Origin of the sequence: Psychromonas sp. psych-6C06, assembly GCF_002835465.1 — a bacterium.
Taxonomy (GTDB): domain Bacteria; phylum Pseudomonadota; class Gammaproteobacteria; order Enterobacterales; family Psychromonadaceae; genus Psychromonas.
On record NZ_PIZM01000002.1, the window covers coordinates 424,601 to 448,078 of the forward strand.

Below are 23,478 nucleotides of genomic sequence, written 5' to 3' on the forward strand. Positions count from 1 at the left end.
TAAATACTCCATTGGTCGTAAACGATTTGTAGATATCACTCAATTTCACACTTTATCTTCTCTATTTTAGCTTTCATTGTTTGCATAGAGTCTTTGGGTTTATTTGCCTTACTCAGCAAAATAAATAACTCAATTAAAACAAGCCCTGAACCAATATAAACACCAGCAATGAACAAATCGAAAAATTTTAAACATGCTTGAGTAAGGAGAAAGAACATAGCAAATGATTTAATTCCTAGAGTTATCAATACGACACCACCAACATAACTAAACGTATGAAAACAATCATGTAACATGTTTTTATAGCCAGTTTGACTGACGTAAGTTTCTATTTTAAAAAGTTTATTTTCGTGTTCAACTAGTTTTTTCTTTAAACGTATATTTCTTGTGCCGTAATACCAAGCAAGTAAAACGGATATCAACCCCAAAGAAACACCTAATAACTCTGCAATAGTAATAATGTTCACCTCATAAAATGCAACAGTGTAAATGGCTTAACATATTTTTATCGTATGACTTTAATATACCGCCACTGAATTTTTAATCAAAAACATACTTTATATTTTCTAGCAAGAATAACAATGACCTAGCGTTATATCTGAAAAGAAAGTGAATACTGTAGTGTTATTTGCGGGGGGAGTCACTTGAAGTTGGTAGGAGTCTGATTTGAAAAATAATAAATAAGCCAACCTTAATCATAAGGGTTCCAAATTCTTAAATAATATCAACACCTCATGATAAGATACTGATTAAAAATAAAAAGAAAACTGTTATAGTTTGTGTAATAGAGGCAACATCAAAAGATATTAAAATCGAAAAACTCAGCGATCCGCAAGTGAATGGTGTTACCTGCCATATCTCTAACATTGTTGCTGATTTAGATTTTGCAGATCCTTCTGAGTCTTCAATTAGTTGTCGTCAAACCGGACAAATAACCGCAGATATGCTGGCTAATATTGATAAATCAGCCACGGGTGAAATCGTTTTTAAAAAGTCTAAAAGTATTCTTTTTAAAAGCTTAAAGATAAGACGTATTTTTGATCAGTCTACCCAAACGTTGATGTATATCTCGTATAGCACGAAGGAAGTTAATGGCAGCTATAAACACGCTATGTCGACGGTACCTCTCTGGGGAACAGAGGCTTATACCACGCCTGTTGTTACGCCTTAAAGACGCATAAAAAATGCCCGCTAAGTTCAACTTAGCGGGCATTTTATTGTTAACTTAATAAAATTTTTTAACGATGGAAATTACCTAACATACGACTAATCGTGCCATCTTTATCAATCAGTTGATGCTTTAATCCGCCCGCGACATGCAAAAAGAGTAAAACCAAAATAACGATAACCGCACCGGTATGAATACTGTTGGCTAATTGAGCTAGCCACTCAACTTTATTCTCGCTACCAGCAACCACTTCGAAACCAAACACATTCAACCCGCGCCCGCCACTAATACTCATTACGATACCAGATAGTGGCATCATAACCGTCGCGAGCAACAACAAATGGTGTACCGATGTAGATACAATCGACTGTAGTCGGCTTAATTCTGATATAGGCTTAATACTACCCTCTTTAAAGCGCCATATTAACCTTGCAACGGCGACCACAAATACAATCGCACCAAATGATTTATGTAAGCCCATGATTTCACCTTTCTCTGGGCCTCTTGGCAGGTAATCAAAATAGAGGCCTAATGCGAGTACCAAGATAAAGGTTAAGCCGGTTAACCAATGCAAAAGAATGGTCATTTTTGATAAGTTATTGTTCATTGCTATGCGCCTTTTACGATAAGTAATAGTGAATTGATGATACGCTTAACTTGCCAAATTCAAAATATCATATCACTGTTTACATAAAGTAAAAGTGATAATAATACGATGATAATAGGACAAAAAACGCTTATTCTGTAGCTGTTTTACAGGCTAATTTATAATACTGATTATTATTAAAACTAAACTCATTGATCACCGTTAACGGGGTTTTACGCGTATGCGCTTGATAAGATCGAGGATTAATTTTATTAATAAAAGTCACCATAATCGGATAACGCTTAGCCATTTCAGAAAGAGAGAAGTGAAACACTTTTTCAAACACACCTAAACCACGTACCGATTTATCAACACAAACAGGCCCATATTGATAAGAATTATCCGCCGTTATCGTATCACCCAAGCAGGTTGAATCATCAAGATGCTTGACCATATATTGAAACATTGGCCACTGTGACCAAAAAACCCAAGAAGCCGCCATTGCGTATGCCACCACTTCACCATCAAGCGTTGCGATAAACAGCCCTTGTTCATCGCTAATTAATGCACTTAAATGTGCTTGCGTAAATGCAGTTGTAATAAAACCATCAGCTTTATCTTGCTCACTAATAGAGTCTATTTGGTAACGGTAATGCAATGCTAAAACAGCGTCTACATCATTTAATGTTGCGACTTTTAATTCAATATTCATCTATTAAAATTTCCCTTTTCCGTTACTGATTATTTTTATTGTTGCCAATATAAGGAAACTTAACATGCCCATAACGAATAACCAATATGGCAATGGCAATCACTAGCATCGCACCGGATACCGCTAGCATTCTCGTTGTATCTAAATTCTTCATATCTAAGATCATATAACGTGCTAAGGCGACAATGACAATGTACAACGGCATACGAACCGGTAGTCGTCCTGACTTTAAGTACAAGCCAACCATTGCTAATACTTCTAAATAGATGAACAGCAATAATAGATCTGCTAAACCAACGTGCATTTTTTGAATCATGGTCCAAATTTCACCACCCATTGCAATTACAGCAAGTAGTGCAATGACTAGTAAACTGACATCTTCAACCCACACTAGTGCTTTATGGCCAGTGCTTTTCATTTTATTCACTTTTGACTCCCTTTAACGCGTTACTCATTTAAAAAAACGCATTAGATTACAAATCATCAGTAAAAACAAATTTTTATTGAATAAAAACAGGTGATGGGTGGATAAAAGTCGATAAACAGAGAGGGCAAATTTTAGGCAAAAAAAAGCCCAGATAAACTGGGCTTTTTTGCAATTCGTAAACGTAATATTAACGTTTTGAGAATTGTGGACGTTTACGTGCTTTATGTAAACCAACTTTCTTACGCTCAACGATACGAGAATCGCGAGTAACAAAGCCAGCTGAACGTAGTTCAGAACGTAAAGATTCGTCAAATTGCATTAACGCACGCGTAATACCTAAACGGATAGCACCAGATTGACCAGTAGTACCGCCACCTTTAACAGTGATGTTAAAGTCGAATTTTTCTTCAGCGTTAACTAATTCTAATGGTTGACGAACAACCATTACAGCAGTTTCACGACCGAAATATTCAGAGATATTGCGCTTGTTGATAGTGATTTGACCACTACCAGCTTTCATAAATACACGAGCTACAGAGCTCTTGCGACGACCAGTGCCGTAGTATTGATTTGCCATTGTTTTATATTCCTATTAGATGTCTAAAACTTGTGGTTGCTGTGCAGAATGTTGATGCTCAGTACCAGCATAAACTTTCAACTTACGGAACATTGCGCGGCCTAGAGGGCCTTTTGGCAACATACCTTTAACAGCTTTCTCAATAACACGCTCAGGTGCACGTTCGATAAGATCTTCAAAGTTAATTGATTTAATACCACCGATGAAACCAGTGTGGTGGTAGTAGATTTTACCTTTCGCTTTATTACCAGTTACGGTAATTTTCTCAGCATTTAATACGATGATGTAATCACCAGTATCAACGTGAGGAGTGTATTCAGCTTTATGTTTGCCACGAAGGCGTAATGCGATTTCAGTAGCTAGACGACCTAAAGTTTTACCTTCAGCATCAACTACAAACCACTCACGTTTAACGTCAGCTGGTTTAGCAACAAATGTTTTCATTAAGTTATACCCAAATTAATGATTTAAAAAAATATGATAAGCAATAATTGCATATCAAAAATGTGTTTTCGCCAATTCGTATCCCTTCGAATACGTCTAAAGCGTAATCAAATCCACCATATAAATTTTGGGGTGTGGATAAGGTGGGCGGCGAGATTATACAGAAATAAGAGGGGTAGATCACCCCTTTATTATAAAAAACTGTAATTTAATTATTATCCCGACTTTTTCATCGCGTTGTCATCATTACAGGTCAACATGGTGGGCTTTTTGTAAGTACTCTTGACTCTGCATTTCTAGTAATCGAGAGATACAGCGCTGGAATTCAAACGCCAGCTTATGCCCTGCATAAAGGCTATAAACATCGACTTCTGCAGAGATGATTAACACCACGTGATGATTATAGAATTCATCGACCATGGCAATAAAGCGCCTTGCCATGTCATTCGTTTGTAAATTCATCTGTGGCACATTACTTAAAAGAATAGTGCGATATACAATTGCGATCTCAATATAATCTGCCACTGCACGTGGTCCATCACACAAACTTTCGCAATCAATTAACAGGCTATCCACACTGTAAGCACGAGTGGTAATAGCGCGATCGTTAATCATCAGTGGTGTATTATAATGTTTCTCACCATTAGCTAGGCTTTCAAACGTTTGACTCATTAACGCATCGGCTTCACTACCTAATGGTGAATGATAAATTTCAGCTTCTGTGAGGCGATCCAGACGATAATCTTTACCGCCATCTAAATTATAAATTTCACAATGAGATTCGATCAGTGCAATCGCAGGTAAAAAACGCGCGCGCTGCAATCCATTTTTATAGAGATCTGTAGGGTGGATATTTGAAGTGGCAACTAATACCACCCCTTGCGCAAACAAGGCTTCAAACATACCCGCTAAGATCATTGCATCGGTAATATCATCAACGAAAAACTCATCAAAACAGATTAGATCGGTTTCACTGGCAAACTTTTTCGCTATTTTAACTAATGGATTCTTCTCACCCGCCAATAGCGTCAACTCTTTGTGTACACGCAACATAAAATGATGAAAATGCAGACGCGATTTTCGTTCACTCGTTAAACTATTAAAAAACAGATCCATTAAATAGGTTTTACCGCGACCAACACCGCCGTAAAAGTACAGGCCTTTAATGTCATTTTTTTTAGGCTCAGGGCGTTTAAATAAGCGAGAGAATACCCCATTAGATTGAGTGGGCGGAGTACGATTTTGTAAATCATCGTATAAACGTTGCAGATACTGAATCGCTTGCGCCTGCGAGTCATCGGCGAAAAAATGGGGCTTTTGTAAATCAGCTTGATATAAAGATAACGGAGTCACGTCGAGATTCGCTTGTTAAAAATAAAAACAGCATTTTGTAATTATTTAAGCGGAACTGCAATGAATTCATTAACATTTTGCTAACAAGTGAGAAAACTCGCTATTTTTAGAACTTTTCGCACTGCTTTCAGTCAATACTTTTATATTTTCTCTTTTATATAAGGAAGGATAAAAAACATGAAAAAATCATTTTCAGTATTTCTCATACTATTTACACTAGTTACTTTTCAATCTTCTGCATTCGCAGCCCTGCCCTTTTTTTCCGATGAACCTCCGACACTAGCTCCTTTAGTTGAAAAGGTAAGCCCTGCTGTGGTGAGTATTTCTGTATCAGGTAAGGCAACTGCACAATCGCCAATGAATGACCTCTTTGAGTTTTTTAACCAGCAACGCAGGGCGCCAATCGAACGTGAATTTAGAGGGTTGGGCTCAGGGGTAATTATTGATGCAGATAAAGGTTATATCATCACCAATCATCATGTCATTGAACATGCCGATGAGATAAAAATTGAATTAAAATCAGGAAAAATATTAGATGCTCAATTAATTGGTCAAGATAAACAAAGTGATATCGCGCTACTTAAGGTGGATGTGACCAAGCATCGTAATATAACTTTAAACGAAATAAAATTTGCAGATTCAGATAAATTACGGGTGGGTGATTTTGCTATCGCGATTGGTAACCCCTTTGGATTGGGGCAAACAGTTACCTCGGGTATTATCAGTGCACTTGGACGTAGTGGCTTAAACCTTGAAAACCTAGAAAACTTTATCCAAACCGATGCAGCTATTAATAGTGGTAACTCTGGTGGTGCCTTAGTTAACCTTGACGGGCAGCTGATAGGTGTTAATACCGCTATCCTTGGTCCTAATGGTGGCAACATTGGTATCGGCTTTGCTATCCCTTCCAATATGGTAAAAAACCTTGTCGAACAACTAGTACAGCATGGGGAAGTACGTCGTGGTGTATTAGGGGTGCGTGGTGGTGAAATAACGCCAGAGTTGGCAAAAAGCTTTTCTCTAGACTCACAACATGGCGCCTTTGTTTATGAAGTTAATACCGATTCAGCTGCTGAAAAGGCAGGCATTAAAGCCGGCGATATTATTGTTGCAGTTAATGGACGAAAAATTAAGAGTTTTGCTGAGCTTCGGGCTAAAGTGGGGACTTTAGGCAGTGGTAAAAAAGTTGAGTTAACACTGGTTCGCGATGGAGATACGCTAACTCGTAACGCTATCCTGCAAGATCCAGCGCAAATACAACAAAAACAGGCGGCAACTGTACACCCTGCACTTAACGGTGCGACCTTAGCAAATCTAGGCAAGCGTAAAGGGGTAGAAGTAGTTGCCATTACGCAAGGTTCAATGGCAGAACGTTATGGCTTACAAGTATCAGATGTGATTATCGGGATTAATAGAACACGCATTACGGATTTAGATTCATTACAAAAAATGATTGAATCGGCTCCGGCTGTTGTCGCATTAAATATTAAACGTGGCAATCAACACTTATATATCATCTTAGAGTAGTGATAATTGCCAACTTATAGCCCTAGTTTGCTAAAAATGTAATTAATTTTCAAAAAAAAGCCGAAAAAGCGAAGAAAAATGATCACAAATCATTTTTTCTTCGCTTTTTTCTTGTAAAATATGCGCCATTGAATAGGGATATCAAAAAGATTTAAAATTTTTTTATAAACTTGTAAGAAAACAACATAATCACTCTTGGAGAAAAGACGGTGAGAAAAACTAAAATAGTATGTACGATTGGTCCAAAATCAGAATCAAAAGAGATGTTAGCGAAGCTTGTTGAAAACGGTATGAACGTGATGCGTTTAAACTTCTCTCACGGTGACTTCGATGAGCATGGCGGTCGTATTACTCGTGTTCGTGAAGTATGTGCAGAAACAGGTAAAAACGTAGCAGTATTATTAGATACTAAAGGTCCAGAAATCCGTACGGTTAAATTAGCAAACGGCGATGACGTATTATTAACTGCGGGTCAAGAGTTCACTCTTTCTACAGACCAAACAATCGTTGGTGATAACACTATCGTTGCGGTAACTTACGAAAACCTTACTAAAGATTTAGCAGTAGGTAACACTGTATTATTAGACGATGGTCTAATCGAAATGACAGTTAAAAGCATCACTGATACAAACGTAGTTTGTGAAGTAATGAATACTGGCGAGCTTGGCGAAAACAAAGGTGTTAACTTACCAGGTGTTAAAGTTCAACTTCCTGCACTATCTCCTAAAGATAAAGGCGACCTTAAATTTGGTTGTGAGCAAAACGTTGACTTCGTTGCTGCATCATTCATTCGTAAGAAAGAAGACGTACTTGAAATCCGTGAGCTATTAAAAGCAAACGGCGGCGAAAACATCCAAATTATCTCTAAAATTGAGAACCAAGAAGGTGTTGATAACTTCGAAGAGATCCTAGCTGTTTCTGACGGTATCATGGTTGCTCGTGGTGACTTAGGTGTTGAAATCGCTGTTGAAGAAGTAATCTTCGCACAAAAAATGATGATCGAAAAAGCCAATGCAGCACGTAAGCCAGTAATCACTGCTACGCAAATGCTTGACTCAATGATCAAAAACCCACGTCCAACTCGTGCTGAAGCGGGTGATGTTGCAAATGCAATCATCGATGGTACTGATGCTGTAATGCTTTCTGGTGAGTCTGCTAAAGGTAAATACCCTGCAGAAGCTGTTGAAATCATGGCAACTATCTGTGAACGTACTGACGGCACTATCGCATCAAAAACTGATGAGAAAGAAGCTAACATCCGTATCACTGAAGCAGTATGTAGCGGTGCAGTAAACAACGCTGAGCAACTTGATGCTAAATTAATCATCGTTGCAACAGGCCAAGGTAAGTCTGCACGTTCTTTACGTAAATACTTCCCTTCTGCTCAAATCTTAGCGCTAACAAGCAATGCTAAGACTCGCCAACAGTTAGCATTAACTAAAGGTGTTTCTGCTAAAGTGATTGAGCAACAAGATTCTATCGAAGAGTTCTACAAGCTAGGTATGGACTTTGCTAAAGAGCAAGGTTTAGTAGTTGCTGGTGACAAAGTCGTTATCGTTTCTGGTGCGCTTGTTTCTTCAGGTACTACAAACACTTCTTCTGTACACGTTATTGCTTAAGATTGGCTACAAAATACTTAATATTCTGTTTTCAAAATAGAATAAGATATTTTGTAACGATTTTATAATCACTAACTCAGAATCAAACAAAGCACTGCCTCGGCGGTGCTTTTTTTTAAGTGCAATTTATTAGCTCACAAATCCCATCAAAACATCACTAACTCAACGACATATTACGCTATACTCCCTCTTTTATTTTTCCGATTGATAGGGCCATAAAAGATGAGTGAATCCTTAGATTTAAGCTTACAGGGAATCGAACAATTACCGCTGGCTAAATTTACTGAAGATGCCTACCTCAACTACTCAATGTACGTGATCATGGACAGGGCATTACCACATATTGGTGATGGTCTAAAACCGGTGCAACGTCGTATTGTATACGCGATGTCAGAGCTGGGTTTGTCTGCACTTTCCAAGCATAAAAAATCAGCGCGTACTGTCGGTGATGTATTGGGTAAATACCACCCACATGGTGATAGCGCCTGTTACGAAGCAATGGTATTAATGGCGCAACCTTTTTCATATCGCTACCCATTAATCGATGGTCAAGGTAACTGGGGCGCGCCGGATGATCCAAAATCGTTCGCAGCCATGCGTTACACAGAATCACGTTTATCGGCATTTTCCGAATTATTACTGTCTGAAATAGGACAAGGCACAACAGATTGGAAGCCTAATTTCGATGGCACCATGAAAGAGCCTGAACTGCTACCCGCTCGCCTTCCCCATATTTTGTTAAATGGCATTACCGGCATTGCCGTAGGTATGGCAACCGATGTACCACCACACAATGCACGTGAAGTTGCTAATGCCTGTATTCATCTGATTGATAATCCTAAAGCAGATATCGATCAATTGCTCGAGATTATTCAAGGCCCAGATTATCCAACAGAAGCTGAGATCATTACCCCTAAAAGTGAAATCAAGAAAATCTATGAAACGGGCCGTGGTAGCTTTAAAAGTCGTGCAGTATATAACGTAGAACAGGGTGAAATCGTTATCAGTGCACTGCCTCATCGTGTTTCAGGTGGCAAGATATTAAAAGATATTGCCAAACAAATGGTCGATAAAAAGTTACCGATGGTCGCTGACCTACGTGATGAATCGGATCGTGAAAACCCAACGCGTTTAGTTATCGTACCTCGCTCAAATCGCATTGATATAGAAGCACTAATGCAGCACCTTTTTGCTTCAACTGACTTAGAAGTTAACCATAAAGTTAACCTAAATATGATTGGTCTTAACAAGCGCCCACAGGTAAAAGGGTTAGTTAAAATTCTGAGTGAGTGGCTAATTTACAGAAAAGAAACGGTGCGTCGCCGTTTACAGTTCCGCTTAGACAAAATTGAAGCGCGTTTACATTTATTAGAAGGCCTTTTAATCGCTTACCTCAATATTGATGAAGTGATTGAGATTATCCGTACCTATGATGATGCCAAAAGTGAATTAATGAGTCGTTTTTCACTTTCGGAGCGTCAGGCACACGCTATTTTAGAAATAAAGCTACGCCAACTTGCTAAATTAGAAGAGATTCAAATTCGTGGTGAAATGGATGAACTGAGTGAAGAGCAGAAAAAGCTCGCTTTATTACTCGGCTCAGATAGACGTCTTAATACTTTAATTAAAAAAGAGATCAAAGCCGATGCCCTTAAGTATGGTGATGATCGACGCTCACCACTGATCGAACGTCTTGAAGCAAAAGCGTTATCAGAAAAAGAACTCATGCCAAGCGAACCGGTAACGATTGTGCTTTCTAAGCAAGGCTGGGTACGTGCAGCCAAGGGGCATGATATTGATGCAGCAGCATTAAGTTATAAAGCCGGCGATGAGTTTTTAAGTAGTGCAACGGGTAAAAGTAATCAAAGCTGTACTTTTATTGATGCAACAGGTCGGGCTTATTCGCTTGATGCGCATTCATTACCCTCAGCACGTTCACAAGGTGAGCCACTGACAGGACGCTTTAATCAAAATGATAATGTCCCCTTCGTAGATACTTTCATGGGTGATGATAGCGATCGTTATATCATTAGTAGCGATCATGGTTATGGTTTTGTGGCTAAATTTAGCGATATCAATAGTCGCAATAAAAATGGTAAAGCGCTCATTAACCTTGGTGAAAATGCGCTTCTCATGCCAGCCAAAAAAGTGCACGATAATGAAACAGATCTTTGCCTAACCATCAGCAATGAAGGGCGCATGTTAGTTTTCCCAGTCAGTAGCTTACCAAACCTAAGTAAAGGTAAAGGTAATAAAATGATTAACATCATGGGAGCAAAAGCGACTAAACGAGAAGAGTTTGTTACCATGTTGCAAATTATCCCAGAGAATAGCGCCGTTACCCTGCATGCAGGCAAGCGTAAACTTACCTTAAAAGCCACAGACTTGGCACACTATCAAGGTGAACGAGGTCGACGAGGCAGCAAACTGCCACGTGGTTTGCAGCGAGTCGATAAGGTAGAAGTGCTTAATGTTTTAGAAGAAGAGAATTAACATGTTATTTATTATCCGCTTTATTTTAATTATCCTGAGTGTAGTTTTGCTGAGTATCTACTCACTACTATATTGTGCATTTAGTCCTCGCAACCCTAAAAATACGCATCACTTTGCCATTATTTTTAGCAAAATGGCGCGTATTGTTGGCCTAAAAGTCACCTACCGCATTCCCGATAGTGTCAAAGACAACGGTTCAGTGGTTTACATTGCGAACCATCAAAACAACTACGATATGGTCACAACGACAGGCTCAGTTCAGCCCGGCACCGTTACCATTGGTAAAAAGAGCCTTGTTTGGGTCCCCTTCTTTGGCATCATCTACTGGCTGACGGGCAACATTATGATTAACCGTGAAGATCAAAGTAGCGCTAAAGAGACCATTAAAGATGTTGTAGATCAGATGAAAGCCAAAGATCTATCAGTAATGATTTTTCCAGAAGGGACACGAAGTCGTGGCCGCGGTTTAATGCCTTTTAAAATGGGAGCTTTTCATACCGCGTTACAAGCAGGTGTTAACGTAGTGCCAACTGTCATCTCAAATACACATGAACAGGTTAATTTAAACCGTTGGGATAATGGGGAAGTGATTGTCGAAATCTTAGATCCTATCGATATCAGCCAGTATAAAAAACGCGAAATACGCCGTTTAATGAATGATGCACATGAGATCATGCTTGCTAAATATATCCAACTTAATGAAGAAGTAAAACGCCCAGATAACAATACAAACTGTTGCGGTTAAGGAACTAAACATGACAGAAGAAAATACAAACGAAGAACAACTTACTCAAGCAGAGTTACTACAAGAGCTTGCCGATGAAACACAAGATATTGTTGAAGCCATTTTAGATGATGGTAGTAACCCTGATGCGGTATATATGATTGAACATCATATCTCCTGTGATGATTTTGACCTACTAGAAAAAGCCGCGGTAGCTTGTTTTAAAAAAGGTTATGAAGTGACAGATCCAGAAGAGCTTGAACTTGAAGATGGCTCGATCATCTTAGCCTTTGATGTAGTGGTTGAGATGAACCTTGATGAGCAAGCTATATTTGAAGATGTAGAAAAACTGTTTCACTTAACACAATCTTTCGGAATTGATTACGACGGTTGGGGTACTTACCCAGAACAGTAAAAACTCATTAAACAAAAAAGCCCGATTAAGTGTTACTTAATCGGGCTTTTTATTATCTTATCATAACTTAATTAATGGACTAATTAATGGACAGTCTCATCGCCACTTTCATCTTGAGCAAGCTTTTGAGATTGTTCAATTAATGAGCTTTTGAGTACCTGTGCTTCGATCTCCAAACCGTATAAGTTTTCATCCCAGTTAACACCAGCAAACACATTTTGCTTTTGCATACCGTCTAACCATGAATCAAGAAATACACCTAAATGAATTGGCGTCACTTTATAATTTGACCACTCTTCATTCTGTAATTTAGCTGCCGATTTTTCATCGGACCAAAAGAGGTAAACAGCAGTCGCATCGGCATTATCATGTGCGTGGCAATTTGCCCAACCTTCATTTTCATCGAATAAACCATAAAGGTTCAGGTTTTCACATGCCTCTTCAACGAACTTTTCTGCTTGTTTTAAGTATTGTTCTTTCATTTTATTTCTCAGTTTCTTCTTCTGCGATTGCTTTTGGCGCATTCAATTTACTTTCAAGTTCAGCAAATTTTGCTTCCATCTCAGCGAGTTTTTCGCGAGTACGCAATAGAACATGTGTTTGTACATCAAACTCTTCACGGCTCACCATATCGAGTTTACCCAACTGTGATTGTAATACCTGTTTGATTTTACGATCGACATCTTCACCAAAACTTTTTACGCCAGTGGGCATCGCATCGCTAACTTGCTTGGCAATCTCTTCTAATTTTTTAGGGTTAAACATCGTTGGCTCCTTAAATTTTAAGCCCCATTGTAAACGCACTCAGCGCTTATTTCTATATATTCACCAAAAAGAGTCGCTATATACGAATGAGCAGTGAGTTAAAACATAATAGTTATAGAGGTTAAGATTTTATCGTTCATGAGGGATAGAAGTGATAGGTTTAGCGCCTCATTAAATATTGAAGCGCTAAATAGCGAGCTAACTTACTGAATAGATAGCCCAGATGCTATTTAACCTCAGTTCTGGATAAACAAAGCGATACAGTGCCCCCTTTATTACGAGGATCATCGCCTTGAATTACGCGAAATAACGGCACTGTATTTTAAAAATAATCACTCTCAGATTGAAGGTATTATCATGCCTCTATTACCAGAGTTGAGCTAATTTATTCACAGTCCATCACTTTTTGCCATGGACTCCAATCGACATCCTGCATCGTGGTATTGTAACTCCACCACTTCGCCTGCCATAACGCACCGTCTTGCAGTACTTTATCACCCTCTTCATAAGCAACATTGGTCGACCAAGCCTCTCGGTAACAATGCTCTGTTCCTAAAGCAACAGGAGCTTCCATCCAATCAAGTAGCTCAGCATGACTGACGACACGCACATCTGGTTTACTTAATGCGTAATCAAGAAAATCTTCTAACATTGCTCGGCGATCGGCAGCAAAGGATTCAGCGGGTACCCAACTATCAAATTGATCTGCATAATGCGCAGTGTGTGCAAGAAAGGTCATTGGCGCATGGTTGCCTTTTAAACGCAGATCTAAGTTATGTTTTAAAATCGCTAACACTTCATCAGATGTCAGTCCATATTGGTAAAATAGATTGTAATCAACGGACTCTACTTTGCCGGCGTTAACATCAAACCAAGAAACTTTGGCAGCCATCTTTTCGCGTAACGAGTAGTCAATGCCATATTTTTCGAGTTCTGCTTGTGTTGGGACAATAAACGCATAAATTGGCACTTCCCATAACCCGATATGTTTACCAATCTCAGGTTTAACGCCCCAACTTGCTGAGAGTTCAGCACCAGGGCTGCCGTTATCTAATGTATAAGGCCAAAAGTTATTACTGCCATCTTGGTCCCACTGATAACCTTCCATAATACTTGCATCGTAACGGAAGTTAAGTGCAGTTAATGTTTCATACATCGCGGCGTTATAATCTAAATACGGCGTTCTAAAACCAACACCTGATGCACCGATCCCATCATCATTACTTGGCACCCACATATTTTGTTCAGGATTATAAGGTTTTGCCATCGCTTGATTACAGCCATCGATTTGCGTCGTCCAAGTGGCGATATCCATCCATGCACCACCCCATAAATGTGATGTTGTATGGTTAGCAACTTCATGACCAGCTTCTTTTGCTTCAAACCAAGCTTGTTTAATAAAACTTGCATTCCAAGTGGTGCTATCAATATAGCTACAGGTATTAAAGAAGGTAGTGTGTAGAGATAAACCATCAAAGGTATCTAAGTTGCCATTTCCTGCGGGGTTACGTAAACGCCCCCAAAGGTCAACAACCCATGCTTGACCACCTAACGTGGCTTCACCAGGCGTACCATTATCAATCATATTGTTATCATCAAAAGCGATTGCGATAAATTGCGGAGCTTTGGCCACTTGCACATTACCAGGTGGTAATTGTGAAGGAGGCGTACCAGTGATCATAGGTGGTGGCGATAGCGCAAGTGCTGTCCCCATTGATGATGCTAATGTAATTGCGACACAAATTTTACTTAATTGGGTATTCATAATAATCCTTTATTTGAATGTTCATAAAAACGTACACTGTGTTTTTTCTTTTTAATTAGTTACTTAGATGCAACCAATCAAAAACTTAACATTTAAATAACAATTATTAGTGGCAACAATTATAATTGTGTGGGAAGCATCCCAATTTAACTCACTGTCATAAATTATTTTGTGAGCTACGTTTCAACACAGCTTATAAAAGCATCAATCAATGGTTCATGTAGGCGCTTCTTATGACAACAAACCCCTAAATCAAAGGATTGTATTGTTGCTTCACTGACTAAGTTTTGAACACGTTCACGCACAGGGCTAGTTTCTATCACAACATCAGGAGCAATACCCACACCACAACCAAGCGCGACCATACTTAACAACGCTTCGTGCCCAGCAACAATCGCATAGATATGAGGCTTGCCCACTTTAAACTTCCGAAACCAAGTATCAAAACGACGCCTTACAGCACCATGTTCAGGTAAAATAAAGGGGATATTTTTCCAATCTATATGGCTTTGACTTACCATCGGAGTCACAGCACAGGGTATAGTTGGTGCGATAATAGACAGCGGTATCTCTGCCAGTTTTTTAAAATACAGACCAGAAGGAAAGTTATCAGGATAAGCGGTGATAGCAAAATCCACCTGCTCTTGTAATACTTGATCTACCGCCACTGCGCTATCACCCGTATTAAGCTTGATCTCTATTTTAGGGTGAAGTTGCCTGAAGCGATCTAATATTGCAGGTAGATGGCTATAAGCAGCAGTCACCGAACAGTATAAATTTATCTGTCCTTCAAGCTCACTGTTAGCACTTTTTAACTCCCGCTTTAGCTGCTCCCACTGCTCTATTTGTTGTAGCGCATAGTGTCGAAACAGTTCCCCCGCTTTAGTTAATCGCACAGAGCGATTATCACGCACTAACAGCACACTGCCTAACTCATCTTCAATACGCTGAATGCAACGACTTAAAGTTGATGGGCTAACATGTTTTGCCTGCGCCGTTTTACTAAAATGTAAACTTTGGCTGAGGTGTACAAACAACTTGAGAGATTTAAGATCCATTTAGCTCACCACAGGCAACGATGGATCTGCGCCCCACTCTGTCCAAGAACCATCATAAACAGCCATATTTTGATAACCACACAGTGATGCGCCGAGCGCTAATACACAGGCAGTAACTCCCGAGCCACAACTAAAGATAGCCTGTTGAGAAGTATTTATTCGTTGCCCATAGAGTGTTTTTAATTGCTCGATGTCACGCATTTTTCCATTTTCAAGTAATGTGCTAAAAGGCAAGTTTTTAGCATTTGGCATATGCCCACTTCGTAAATCATCACGAGGCTCCGGCACCTCAGCTAAAAAACGATTTGCAGCGCGCGCATCGATAATTTCAATATTAGGGTTATCAAGCGCAGTGAATACTTGTTGCTTATCAACAATACAATGAGCTTGATATTGCGCAATAAAATTACCCTCTACTATTTCTGCATCAGCTTGCCCTTTAGCAACGGGAAGTCCAGCGTCTATCCAACTGTTTAACCCGCCATCTAAAACGGCAATATTTGCAAAGCCCATGCTTTTAAACATCCACCAAACGCGGGGGCTTGAGAAGATACCAAGGCGATCAAAAACCACGACTGCTGAGTCATGATTAATCCCTAAGGCACGTACCGATTGCTCGAATAAGCTTTCGCTAGGCATCATATGGGGCAATGAACTTGATGCATCACAAATACTTTTATCAAAATCGAAAAATTGCGCCCCAGGAATAGTTTGCTGTTTCCATTCTACTTTTCCATCACGCTTTAACATCGGCATGAACCAACTTGCATCAAGTAAAACTAATGCAGGATCTCCTCTATTTTCTGCCAGCCATTGCACCGACACTAAATCACTCGGAAGCGTTAATAAAGTCATTGAATTATCCTCATTTGAATTGAATATCTATATTTCATATTTTGCAACGTAGTATTGCTAATATATCATTTTGCGCAATATAAGTTATGCGCTATAGTCGCTTTCGTAAATAATTAATTGAATTAATTATCCTTAACTAATGATAGAAAATGGAGCACAGCTAATATGGCTAACTACTTTAATACCCTTCCTCTACGTGAGAAATTAAACCAACTAGGTCAATGTCGTTTTATGGATCGTAGCGAATTCGCTGACGGTAGCGAAGCATTAAAAGGCAAAAAAGTAGTGATCATCGGTTGTGGCGCACAAGGTCTGAACCAAGGTCTTAACATGCGTGATTCTGGTCTTGACGTTTCTTACACACTACGTGCTGAAGCAATTGCTGAAAAACGTCAATCTTGGAAAAATGCAACAGAAAATGGTTTCACTGTTGGTACTTACGAAGAGTTAATCCCAGAAGCAGATCTGCTATGTAACCTGACTCCTGACAAACAGCATACAGCTGTAGTTGGCGCGGTTATGCCTCTTATGAAAGAAGGCGCGACACTTGCTTACTCTCACGGCTTCAACATTGTTGAAGAAGGTATGATCGTGCGTGAAGATATCACTGTAATCATGTGTGCACCAAAATGTCCTGGTTCTGAAGTACGTGAAGAATACAAGCGTGGTTTCGGTGTTCCTACACTAATCGCTGTTCACCCAGCAAATGACCCACAAGGCCACGGTCTTGCATGGGCTAAAGCATACGCTTCAGCTACCGGTGGTGATCGTGCTGGTGTTCTTATGTCTTCTTTTGTTGCTGAAGTTAAATCTGACTTAATGGGCGAGCAAACTATCCTTTGTGGTATGTTACAAACAGGCGCAATCCTAGGTTACGAAAAAATGGTTGCTGACGGTCTAGAACCAGGTTACGCATCTAAACTAATCCAATACGGATGGGAAACGGTAACTGAAGGTCTTAAATACGGTGGCATCACTAACATGATGGATCGTCTATCTAACCCTGCTAAAATCAAAGCGTTTGATATGTCTTTAGAGCTTAAAGATATCCTACGTCCACTATTCAACAAGCACATGGATGACATCATTGAAGGTGAATTCTCTGCAACGATGATGGCTGACTGGGCAAACGATGACGTTAACCTACTTAAATGGCGTGCAGCAACTGCTGAAACTGGTTTCGAAAAACAACCAGCTGGCGACATGGAAATTGGTGAGCAAGAGTTCTACGATCACGGTATCTTCTTAGTAGCAATGATCAAAGCGGGTGTTGAGCTTGCATTTGAAGCGATGACAGCATCAGGTATCATCGATGAATCTGCATACTACGAGTCTTTACATGAAACTCCATTAATTGCTAACACAATCGCTCGTAAGAAACTTTACGAAATGAACGTTGTTATCTCTGATACTGCTGAATACGGTTGTTACCTATTCGACCACGCTGCTAAACCTCTACTTGCAGACTTCGTTAAAGCGATGAGCCCACAATTCTTAGGCTCTGCACTTGAAGTTAAATCTAACTCTGTAGACAACGCACGTTTAATCGAAGTAAACGAGGCTATCCGTACTCACCCAGTTGAGATCATCGGTAAGAAACTACGTGGTTACATGACAGACATGAAAACAATTGTAGAAGCTTCTTAATTAAAGCTTTCAGTTATTAGCTGTCAGCTTTCAGCTTTCAGCTAAAGACTAAAACAGTTCAAGCCAAGCATTTGCTTGGCTTTTTTGTGTCTGCATTTTAGTAAAACTACGTTGTGTTTATTAACAAGACGACTGAGATGTAAACTATCGTTGAAGCTTGTTAATTAAAGCTTTCAGTTATTAGCTGTCAGCCGTCAGCTAAAGACTAAAACAGTTCAAGCTAAGCTGATAGCTAGAAAGCTGAAAACTGAAAGCTGAAAGCTGAAAGCTGAAAGCTGAAAGCTGAAAGCTGAAAGCTGAAAGCTGATAGATGATAGCTGATAGCTGATAGCTGATAGCTGATAGATGATAGCTGATAGCTGATAGCTGAAAGCTAAATTCCAAAAGCATCATTTTTCAACTTGATTATCTATTTTTCTTCACACTGTTTCTGTAAAAATGTTAATCTCTGCAGATTATTATCTACGACCCTAGGACCCTTGAATGTCTAGCTACGAACAACGCTTTGGCGGCATTAAACGCTTATATGGCACCACTGCATTAACACGTTTTAAAAACAGTCATATCTGTGTTGTTGGCATTGGTGGTGTTGGCTCTTGGGTCGTGGAATCACTCGCGCGTTCAGGTATCGGACAGATCACCCTTATTGATATGGATGATCTATGTGTCACTAATATTAATCGTCAAGTACATGCACTTACTGAGTCAGTGGGTAAACAAAAAATAGAGGTGATGGCTGAACGTTGTAAGCAGATCAACCCTGATATTATTGTTAACTGCGTTGATGATTTTATTGATAAGCAAAACTGTTTTGATTATCTCTCTAAAGACATGGATTATGTGTTTGATGCTATTGATAGCATTCACGCAAAGGTCGCATTAGTCGCACACTGTAAACGTAATAAGCTCCCACTGCTTACTTGTGGTGGAGCAGGTGGTCAACTAGACCCGACACAGATTCAAGTGACCGATTTAGCTCGTACTATTCAAGACCCATTAGCAGCGAAGGTACGCTCGGAACTACGTCGCCATTTTAACTTTACCACTAACCCGAAAAGAAAATTTAGAATCGATTGTGTATTTTCAACAGAGCAACTGAGTTACCCAGATATGAATGGCGAAGTGTGCAAAGAGAAAGCGGAATCTGACGGTAATATGAAAATGGACTGTGCCAGTGGTTTTGGCGCATCGACCATGGTTACTGCAAGCTTTGCCTTTGTAGGGGTGAGTTTTATGCTACAAAAAATGCTCAAAAGAATGGATCGACAAGCGAGTTAACTCTATAAATGCCACTTGTTGTAAGGCTCATGACTTTGCATATGGCAGTTTTCTTACGCAGGTCTAAATTTTAAAGACCCCCACTGGCTTTAAAAGTTAATTCTACTTTTCATGTAATTAACCTCAGATCTGGATAAGTAAAGCGATACAGCTACTTCCGCGGACTTGTTTATAAATTATCTAACAACAACCGATTATTGTGACGATAATTCGCCTTGAATTACCTAAAAATAGTGGCACTGTATATTAAAATCATCACAGTCTGATTAAAAATACTATAACACTTCCATTGATTATAATTGAGGTTAGTTAAGATAAACAACTAACGACACATCATTTTAAAGCACAACTCTTCGCGCTAACTAAAGGTTAAATTTAACCGAATAAAAGTAAAATAATTGTAACTTTTAAGCAAAGGTAGATCCCCACACTTAAAGTTATAGATACTTTATATATACTCCTTATGATCACTTAGTTGGCATAGTTTTTTCATTTCTGAGTAATGCTGGTCTTTATATTTTTAATGGTTTATTCAGGCTATTTAAACTGCAGTTTTGTTTCATTATGGGTAATGCTCCCCCTAGACATAACCCTGTCTAAAGTGGCAAGTACATACTTGAAAGGTTAGCCGCCCCTAATAATTTACATACTCATTCGGGCCAATAAAAAGGAATTTACATTGTTATTCAATAGCGTTTGTTTTAGACAGCCCCAACTTAAATATATTGTGGTTTTCCTATTATCAATATTTACAGTCGGTTGTGGCTCAGGATCTGAGGAAAGTAACGCTAACGCCTCACTACTAGATGAGATAGAACAAACAACTGTTAAAGATGATCATTCATACAAAGAAGATATACCGACTGATAACGAAAACACACCGACTACTGATAACGAAAACACACCGACTGAAAATAAAACTGCGCAGGAGCGTGTTGCATTAGCAATGGCTTCGGGAGATCCGTCATTGCTTCCCGAAGGTGATCAAGCAATACTCGATGCGATTTTGGCACGTATTAAACATTACGAAACTCAAGGGCAAGGCTTTCTAACCCAAATTTATAAAGATGACCCCATCAGTTATAGTCCAAGTCGACACTCACAATTTGTCTCTATCAATAAACGCGAAGGTACCTACCCATTAATACTTGGAAATAAAGGCCTTAGACTTGCAGCAGCAAGTGAAATAGATGGACAACGAAATGCAGCCTTTGGCACCAATATTATTCTTAGCTTTAATGATGGTAATTACCTTAGTTATGAGAAGCACTTTAAAAATTTATTAGCTTGGCTGTTAAAGCGCAGTGAAAGTAATTTAGCAGAGCAAGCCGATGTTCGCTTGATGCTGATGGATAACACGACTTACTCACGTACAACCGCGTGGTTAAATAATCAATACCCGAATTGGACCGTCACTCGCTGTGATGATGCGAATAACCTCATCAACTGTGTCAGCAACAATGCAGATTTAGTGATCACTGGTTCATCAACAGATACCGATAGCGCAGTCGTTTCAACAGCGCTTGCTAATGCACAGTCTCAAGGCTCAGCCAAAATTTATGTGCATTTACACAGCTGGAACACAACAGGCTTAACTAACAAAGTGTTGGCTGGTATGAACTTTTCTATGCAATCGCCTGGCAGTGCGGGTAATTATTTTAGTCAAGATGTTGCATCTTGGAACAACTACCAAGAGATGTTCGCATCCACTTGGGATTTAGAAGCGACTCGTACCTTAGTCAAAAACTTTAAAGCTGGCACTTTTCCCTTTGATCTAACAAGCTGTGCAAGTAGCTGTGAAACCGCTTATCAAAATGAGTTTTATGCAGCCACTGAAGCACTACGTTCGACTATTAAGCAATATGATAACAATGCCACCGATATTTTTAATTCAAAAGATTACGATATTGAAAAGTTACTTGTATTATTAGGCGATGTTTACCGTCAAGGTATTGAATACCCAATGGATGTCAGTAGCACAGATCCACTTACCTTCTTAAAAGCTTGGTATGCAGACCACAGCGTTTATAATTATCGTGATATTAATCCTGTGCAAGCGGATCTAGGTAACTTTAGTCGTAGTGACTTTAGCCATATCCAACCAAGCAATAAAGCAGTGAGCTTAACGAGTAAAAAGAGTTTCCGCTCTGCAGGTGTTTATGCACTCCCCGGACAAACGTTTACCGTCACTCGTACAGACAATAGTGCAGTGGATACCTCGGTATTTATCAATTCAATTCGTTCCAGCTCAACTAAGCAGTTTGAGAGCAATAAATATATTCGCCCTAAATATTTATGGTCAGCATCGGTGCCTATTAAATCGGGTGAAACTATTCGCATGACCTCCCCCTACGGAGGCCCAATACAAATCAGTTTTAGCAGTAATGATTTAGCTGTCGAGTTAACCTTTAATAACATCGGCTTACACCCTCATTGGCGAAGCAGTGCTGATGATAATCAATTTTCCGAAGCGCTTGATGCGGGTGAATATGATTGGGCAGAAGTGGCAACAGAACATTTTGAAGTTCACTCTCAACTGAGCAAAATGCGCACTTCGTTATCGGGCGACATATGGACTGATGCTAAAACATTAGCGGCAGGAACTGAGCAATATATACATAATTACCCGCATGTATTAGCCGGTTTTCAAGGACCTGGTATTGATGTAGTGCCTGAAATTCATGATTTTGCGACAAATCGTGGCTGGCTAATTGAGCAGTTAGATATGGTTAAACATATGAATGCCGATCAACCCACTTGTGGTGCAGGTTGCTCAGGTAATCCCTATGATGCGGGCTGGAATTTCAACCCAACAGGGCATGGTGATATTCATGAATTAGGTCATGGTTTAGAATCAGGTCATTTACGGTTTTCAGGCTGGGAAGGTCACGCAAGTACTAACCCTTATTCCTATTATTCAAAAAGCCAATATTCCAAAATCAACAATACTAGTAGTACCTGTCAAAATTTACCTTTTGACGATCTATTCAATCATTTAAAAGAAAGTGTAAAACAACCTGATCCTTTTGCTTACATGCAATCAGCGGATCTTAATGGTTGGAATGAAGGTATGGCTATCATGGTACAGCTGATGATGGCAGCCCAAGCCGAAGGCGCTTTAATTGACGGCTGGCATCTATTAGCACGTTTACATATTTCACTTAGAGAGTTCCAATGGGCTGATGACGAAGAAGTAGTTTGGTTAGTAAAACGTGATAGTTTAGGATTTTCTAACTTTAGCCTTAACGAGGCTAAAACATTATCCACCAATGATCGCTTAGCCATTAGCTTATCCAATGTTACTGAACTAGATTATCGCAATTTACTGACTATGTGGGGACTCAGCTTTAGCAATGCAGCCTCAGCTCAAATAGCTAGCTTTGGTTATCCCGTAATTAATAATAACTTTTATCAAGCCAGTGGTAATAATTATTGCTTAGGGTTGGATAAACCTGCTATTGCAATTATTGATAGTGACAATGATGGCGTGATTGATAGCGAAGATGCTTTTCCTAATAATATCAATGAAAGCAGTGATGCCGATGGAGATGGTATTGGCGATAATGCAGATAGCGAATACACCATCTCCGATGCGGAGCTTCTTTATAAAAATGTACAGGTTTCATCGCAATACAATGGTCGTTGTTTAGCTATAGATAATAATATTGCTCTTGCCGGACAACAGTTGATGGCAGTAGATTGCTCAGCGGGTTTAGGAACACGCTGGAGCTGGGAAAATGATGGTCGCTTGCATAGCAGTGCTGACTTAAGTTACTGCATAGAAGCTAACTCACTTAATAGCGGCGCATCTTTAATACTTTCTAGTTGTAGTAACAGCGCTAACCAATTATGGGAATATAATGTGAATAGCTCAGTTATTTCTGCAACTAATAAAACCACTCAATCCTTTGACTACTACACAAGTAATGGCCAGGTAAATTTATATTCTAGTCACGGCAACACTAATCAACGCTGGAACATTGCACAGTAATACCAATTACACTAATATAGAGTTCAAATTTTACGCAGGAAAAAAGGAGATAGCACAAGGCGAAAGTTACGGTA

General features: G+C 39.4%; 20 protein-coding genes and 1 pseudogene. 9 read left to right on the forward strand and 12 right to left on the reverse strand.

Features of this window, described 5'->3' with window-relative positions:
* Positions 1 to 35 precede the first annotated feature (35 nt).
* Complete coding sequence (locus tag CW745_RS05135) at positions 36 to 467, reverse strand: hypothetical protein (protein ID WP_153069740.1); 432 nt, start codon at positions 465 to 467, stop codon at positions 36 to 38.
* Positions 468 to 793: 326 nt separating this feature from the next.
* Here CW745_RS05135 and CW745_RS05140 point away from each other — a divergent pair.
* Positions 794 to 1,171 (forward strand): annotated as a pseudogene (locus CW745_RS05140) (CreA family protein); the annotation flags it as partial.
* A gap of 67 nt (positions 1,172 to 1,238) precedes the next feature.
* Here the strand turns inward: CW745_RS05140 and CW745_RS05145 are convergent.
* The 6 genes from CW745_RS05145 to zapE form a co-directional block, all read right to left on the reverse strand.
* Complete coding sequence (locus CW745_RS05145; protein ID WP_101107443.1) at positions 1,239 to 1,775, reverse strand: cytochrome b; 537 nt, start codon at positions 1,773 to 1,775, stop codon at positions 1,239 to 1,241.
* A 130-nt stretch (positions 1,776 to 1,905) separates the two neighbouring features.
* On the reverse strand, positions 1,906 to 2,466 hold the full coding sequence (locus tag CW745_RS05150) for a GNAT family acetyltransferase (protein WP_202973156.1): 561 nt from the start codon (positions 2,464 to 2,466) through the stop codon (positions 1,906 to 1,908).
* A gap of 22 nt (positions 2,467 to 2,488) precedes the next feature.
* Positions 2,489 to 2,884: a phosphate-starvation-inducible PsiE family protein gene (locus tag CW745_RS05155; protein WP_101107444.1), complete on the reverse strand. Its 396-nt coding sequence runs from the start codon at positions 2,882 to 2,884 to the stop codon at positions 2,489 to 2,491.
* Between the two features lie 196 nt (positions 2,885 to 3,080).
* Entirely contained in the window at positions 3,081 to 3,470 is a 390-nt protein-coding gene (rpsI, locus tag CW745_RS05160; protein ID WP_101107445.1) for a 30S ribosomal protein S9, read from the reverse strand.
* A 15-nt stretch (positions 3,471 to 3,485) separates the two neighbouring features.
* Complete coding sequence (gene rplM / locus CW745_RS05165; protein WP_101107446.1) at positions 3,486 to 3,914, reverse strand: 50S ribosomal protein L13; 429 nt, start codon at positions 3,912 to 3,914, stop codon at positions 3,486 to 3,488.
* A 246-nt stretch (positions 3,915 to 4,160) separates the two neighbouring features.
* Positions 4,161 to 5,267: a cell division protein ZapE gene (gene zapE / locus CW745_RS05170; RefSeq protein WP_101107447.1), complete on the reverse strand. Its 1,107-nt coding sequence runs from the start codon at positions 5,265 to 5,267 to the stop codon at positions 4,161 to 4,163.
* Positions 5,268 to 5,444: 177 nt separating this feature from the next.
* On the opposite strand from zapE, the gene CW745_RS05175 reads away from it, so the two are divergent.
* From CW745_RS05175 to rraB, 5 genes are all read left to right on the forward strand, one after another.
* Positions 5,445 to 6,794 (forward strand): DegQ family serine endoprotease, encoded by a 1,350-nt coding sequence (locus CW745_RS05175; RefSeq protein ID WP_101107448.1) that lies wholly within the window; start codon positions 5,445 to 5,447, stop codon positions 6,792 to 6,794.
* A gap of 209 nt (positions 6,795 to 7,003) precedes the next feature.
* A complete protein-coding gene (pykF, locus tag CW745_RS05180) occupies positions 7,004 to 8,413 on the forward strand; it encodes a pyruvate kinase PykF (protein WP_101107449.1) in 1,410 nt (469 codons plus the stop codon).
* Positions 8,414 to 8,635: 222 nt separating this feature from the next.
* Positions 8,636 to 10,906 (forward strand): DNA topoisomerase IV subunit A, encoded by a 2,271-nt coding sequence (gene parC / locus CW745_RS05185; RefSeq protein ID WP_101107450.1) that lies wholly within the window; start codon positions 8,636 to 8,638, stop codon positions 10,904 to 10,906.
* Position 10,907: 1 nt separating this feature from the next.
* On the forward strand, positions 10,908 to 11,651 hold the full coding sequence (locus CW745_RS05190; RefSeq protein WP_101107451.1) for a 1-acylglycerol-3-phosphate O-acyltransferase: 744 nt from the start codon (positions 10,908 to 10,910) through the stop codon (positions 11,649 to 11,651).
* Positions 11,652 to 11,661: 10 nt separating this feature from the next.
* Positions 11,662 to 12,045, forward strand: a complete 384-nt coding sequence (gene rraB / locus CW745_RS05195; RefSeq protein ID WP_101107452.1) for a ribonuclease E inhibitor RraB — start codon at positions 11,662 to 11,664, stop codon at positions 12,043 to 12,045.
* 83 nt (positions 12,046 to 12,128) lie between these two features.
* Here rraB and CW745_RS05200 read toward each other — a convergent pair whose 3' ends face one another.
* The 5 genes from CW745_RS05200 to CW745_RS05220 form a co-directional block, all read right to left on the reverse strand.
* Positions 12,129 to 12,527 carry a DUF2750 domain-containing protein gene (locus CW745_RS05200; protein WP_101107453.1) on the reverse strand — a complete coding sequence of 133 codons (399 nt, stop codon included), beginning with the start codon at positions 12,525 to 12,527 and terminating at the stop codon, positions 12,129 to 12,131.
* Between the two features lies 1 nt (position 12,528).
* Entirely contained in the window at positions 12,529 to 12,810 is a 282-nt protein-coding gene (locus CW745_RS05205; RefSeq protein WP_101107454.1) for an accessory factor UbiK family protein, read from the reverse strand.
* Between the two features lie 385 nt (positions 12,811 to 13,195).
* Positions 13,196 to 14,575 (reverse strand): polysaccharide deacetylase family protein, encoded by a 1,380-nt coding sequence (locus tag CW745_RS05210; RefSeq protein WP_101107455.1) that lies wholly within the window; start codon positions 14,573 to 14,575, stop codon positions 13,196 to 13,198.
* Between the two features lie 176 nt (positions 14,576 to 14,751).
* Complete coding sequence (gene ilvY / locus CW745_RS05215; protein WP_101107456.1) at positions 14,752 to 15,633, reverse strand: HTH-type transcriptional activator IlvY; 882 nt, start codon at positions 15,631 to 15,633, stop codon at positions 14,752 to 14,754.
* A complete protein-coding gene (locus CW745_RS05220; RefSeq protein WP_101107457.1) occupies positions 15,634 to 16,488 on the reverse strand; it encodes a sulfurtransferase in 855 nt (284 codons plus the stop codon).
* Positions 16,489 to 16,653: 165 nt separating this feature from the next.
* Between CW745_RS05220 and ilvC the strand changes: the two genes are divergently transcribed.
* The 3 genes from ilvC (at position 16,654) to CW745_RS05240 (ending at position 23,404) form a co-directional block, all read left to right on the forward strand.
* Positions 16,654 to 18,135, forward strand: a complete 1,482-nt coding sequence (gene ilvC, locus CW745_RS05225) for a ketol-acid reductoisomerase (RefSeq protein WP_101107458.1) — start codon at positions 16,654 to 16,656, stop codon at positions 18,133 to 18,135.
* A 483-nt stretch (positions 18,136 to 18,618) separates the two neighbouring features.
* On the forward strand, positions 18,619 to 19,413 hold the full coding sequence (tcdA, locus tag CW745_RS05235; protein WP_101107459.1) for a tRNA cyclic N6-threonylcarbamoyladenosine(37) synthase TcdA: 795 nt from the start codon (positions 18,619 to 18,621) through the stop codon (positions 19,411 to 19,413).
* A gap of 679 nt (positions 19,414 to 20,092) precedes the next feature.
* Positions 20,093 to 23,404, forward strand: coding sequence for an ImpA family metalloprotease (locus CW745_RS05240; protein ID WP_101107460.1), 3,312 nt, complete (start codon positions 20,093 to 20,095; stop codon positions 23,402 to 23,404).
* Positions 23,405 to 23,478: the final 74 nt, after the last annotated feature.

Excerpts from the sequence above, each read along its gene's own strand:
- CW745_RS05200 (WP_101107453.1), bottom strand. The coding sequence starts at position 12,527 with ATGAAAGAACAATACTTAAAACAAGCAGAAAAGTTCGTTGAAGAGGCA.
- ilvC (WP_101107458.1), top strand. The coding sequence starts at position 16,654 with ATGGCTAACTACTTTAATACCCTTCCTCTACGTGAGAAATTAAACCAA.
- ilvY (WP_101107456.1), bottom strand. The coding sequence starts at position 15,633 with ATGGATCTTAAATCTCTCAAGTTGTTTGTACACCTCAGCCAAAGTTTA.
- CW745_RS05190 (WP_101107451.1), top strand. The coding sequence starts at position 10,908 with ATGTTATTTATTATCCGCTTTATTTTAATTATCCTGAGTGTAGTTTTG.
- CW745_RS05155 (WP_101107444.1), bottom strand. The coding sequence starts at position 2,884 with ATGAAAAGCACTGGCCATAAAGCACTAGTGTGGGTTGAAGATGTCAGT.
- tcdA (WP_101107459.1), top strand. The coding sequence starts at position 18,619 with ATGTCTAGCTACGAACAACGCTTTGGCGGCATTAAACGCTTATATGGC.
- rraB (WP_101107452.1), top strand. The coding sequence starts at position 11,662 with ATGACAGAAGAAAATACAAACGAAGAACAACTTACTCAAGCAGAGTTA.
- rpsI (WP_101107445.1), bottom strand. The coding sequence starts at position 3,470 with ATGGCAAATCAATACTACGGCACTGGTCGTCGCAAGAGCTCTGTAGCT.
- CW745_RS05205 (WP_101107454.1), bottom strand. The coding sequence starts at position 12,810 with ATGTTTAACCCTAAAAAATTAGAAGAGATTGCCAAGCAAGTTAGCGAT.
- CW745_RS05175 (WP_101107448.1), top strand. The coding sequence starts at position 5,445 with ATGAAAAAATCATTTTCAGTATTTCTCATACTATTTACACTAGTTACT.
- CW745_RS05220 (WP_101107457.1), bottom strand. The coding sequence starts at position 16,488 with ATGACTTTATTAACGCTTCCGAGTGATTTAGTGTCGGTGCAATGGCTG.
- rplM (WP_101107446.1), bottom strand. The coding sequence starts at position 3,914 with ATGAAAACATTTGTTGCTAAACCAGCTGACGTTAAACGTGAGTGGTTT.
- CW745_RS05210 (WP_101107455.1), bottom strand. The coding sequence starts at position 14,575 with ATGAATACCCAATTAAGTAAAATTTGTGTCGCAATTACATTAGCATCA.
- CW745_RS05150 (WP_202973156.1), bottom strand. The coding sequence starts at position 2,466 with ATGAATATTGAATTAAAAGTCGCAACATTAAATGATGTAGACGCTGTT.
- parC (WP_101107450.1), top strand. The coding sequence starts at position 8,636 with ATGAGTGAATCCTTAGATTTAAGCTTACAGGGAATCGAACAATTACCG.
- CW745_RS05145 (WP_101107443.1), bottom strand. The coding sequence starts at position 1,775 with ATGAACAATAACTTATCAAAAATGACCATTCTTTTGCATTGGTTAACC.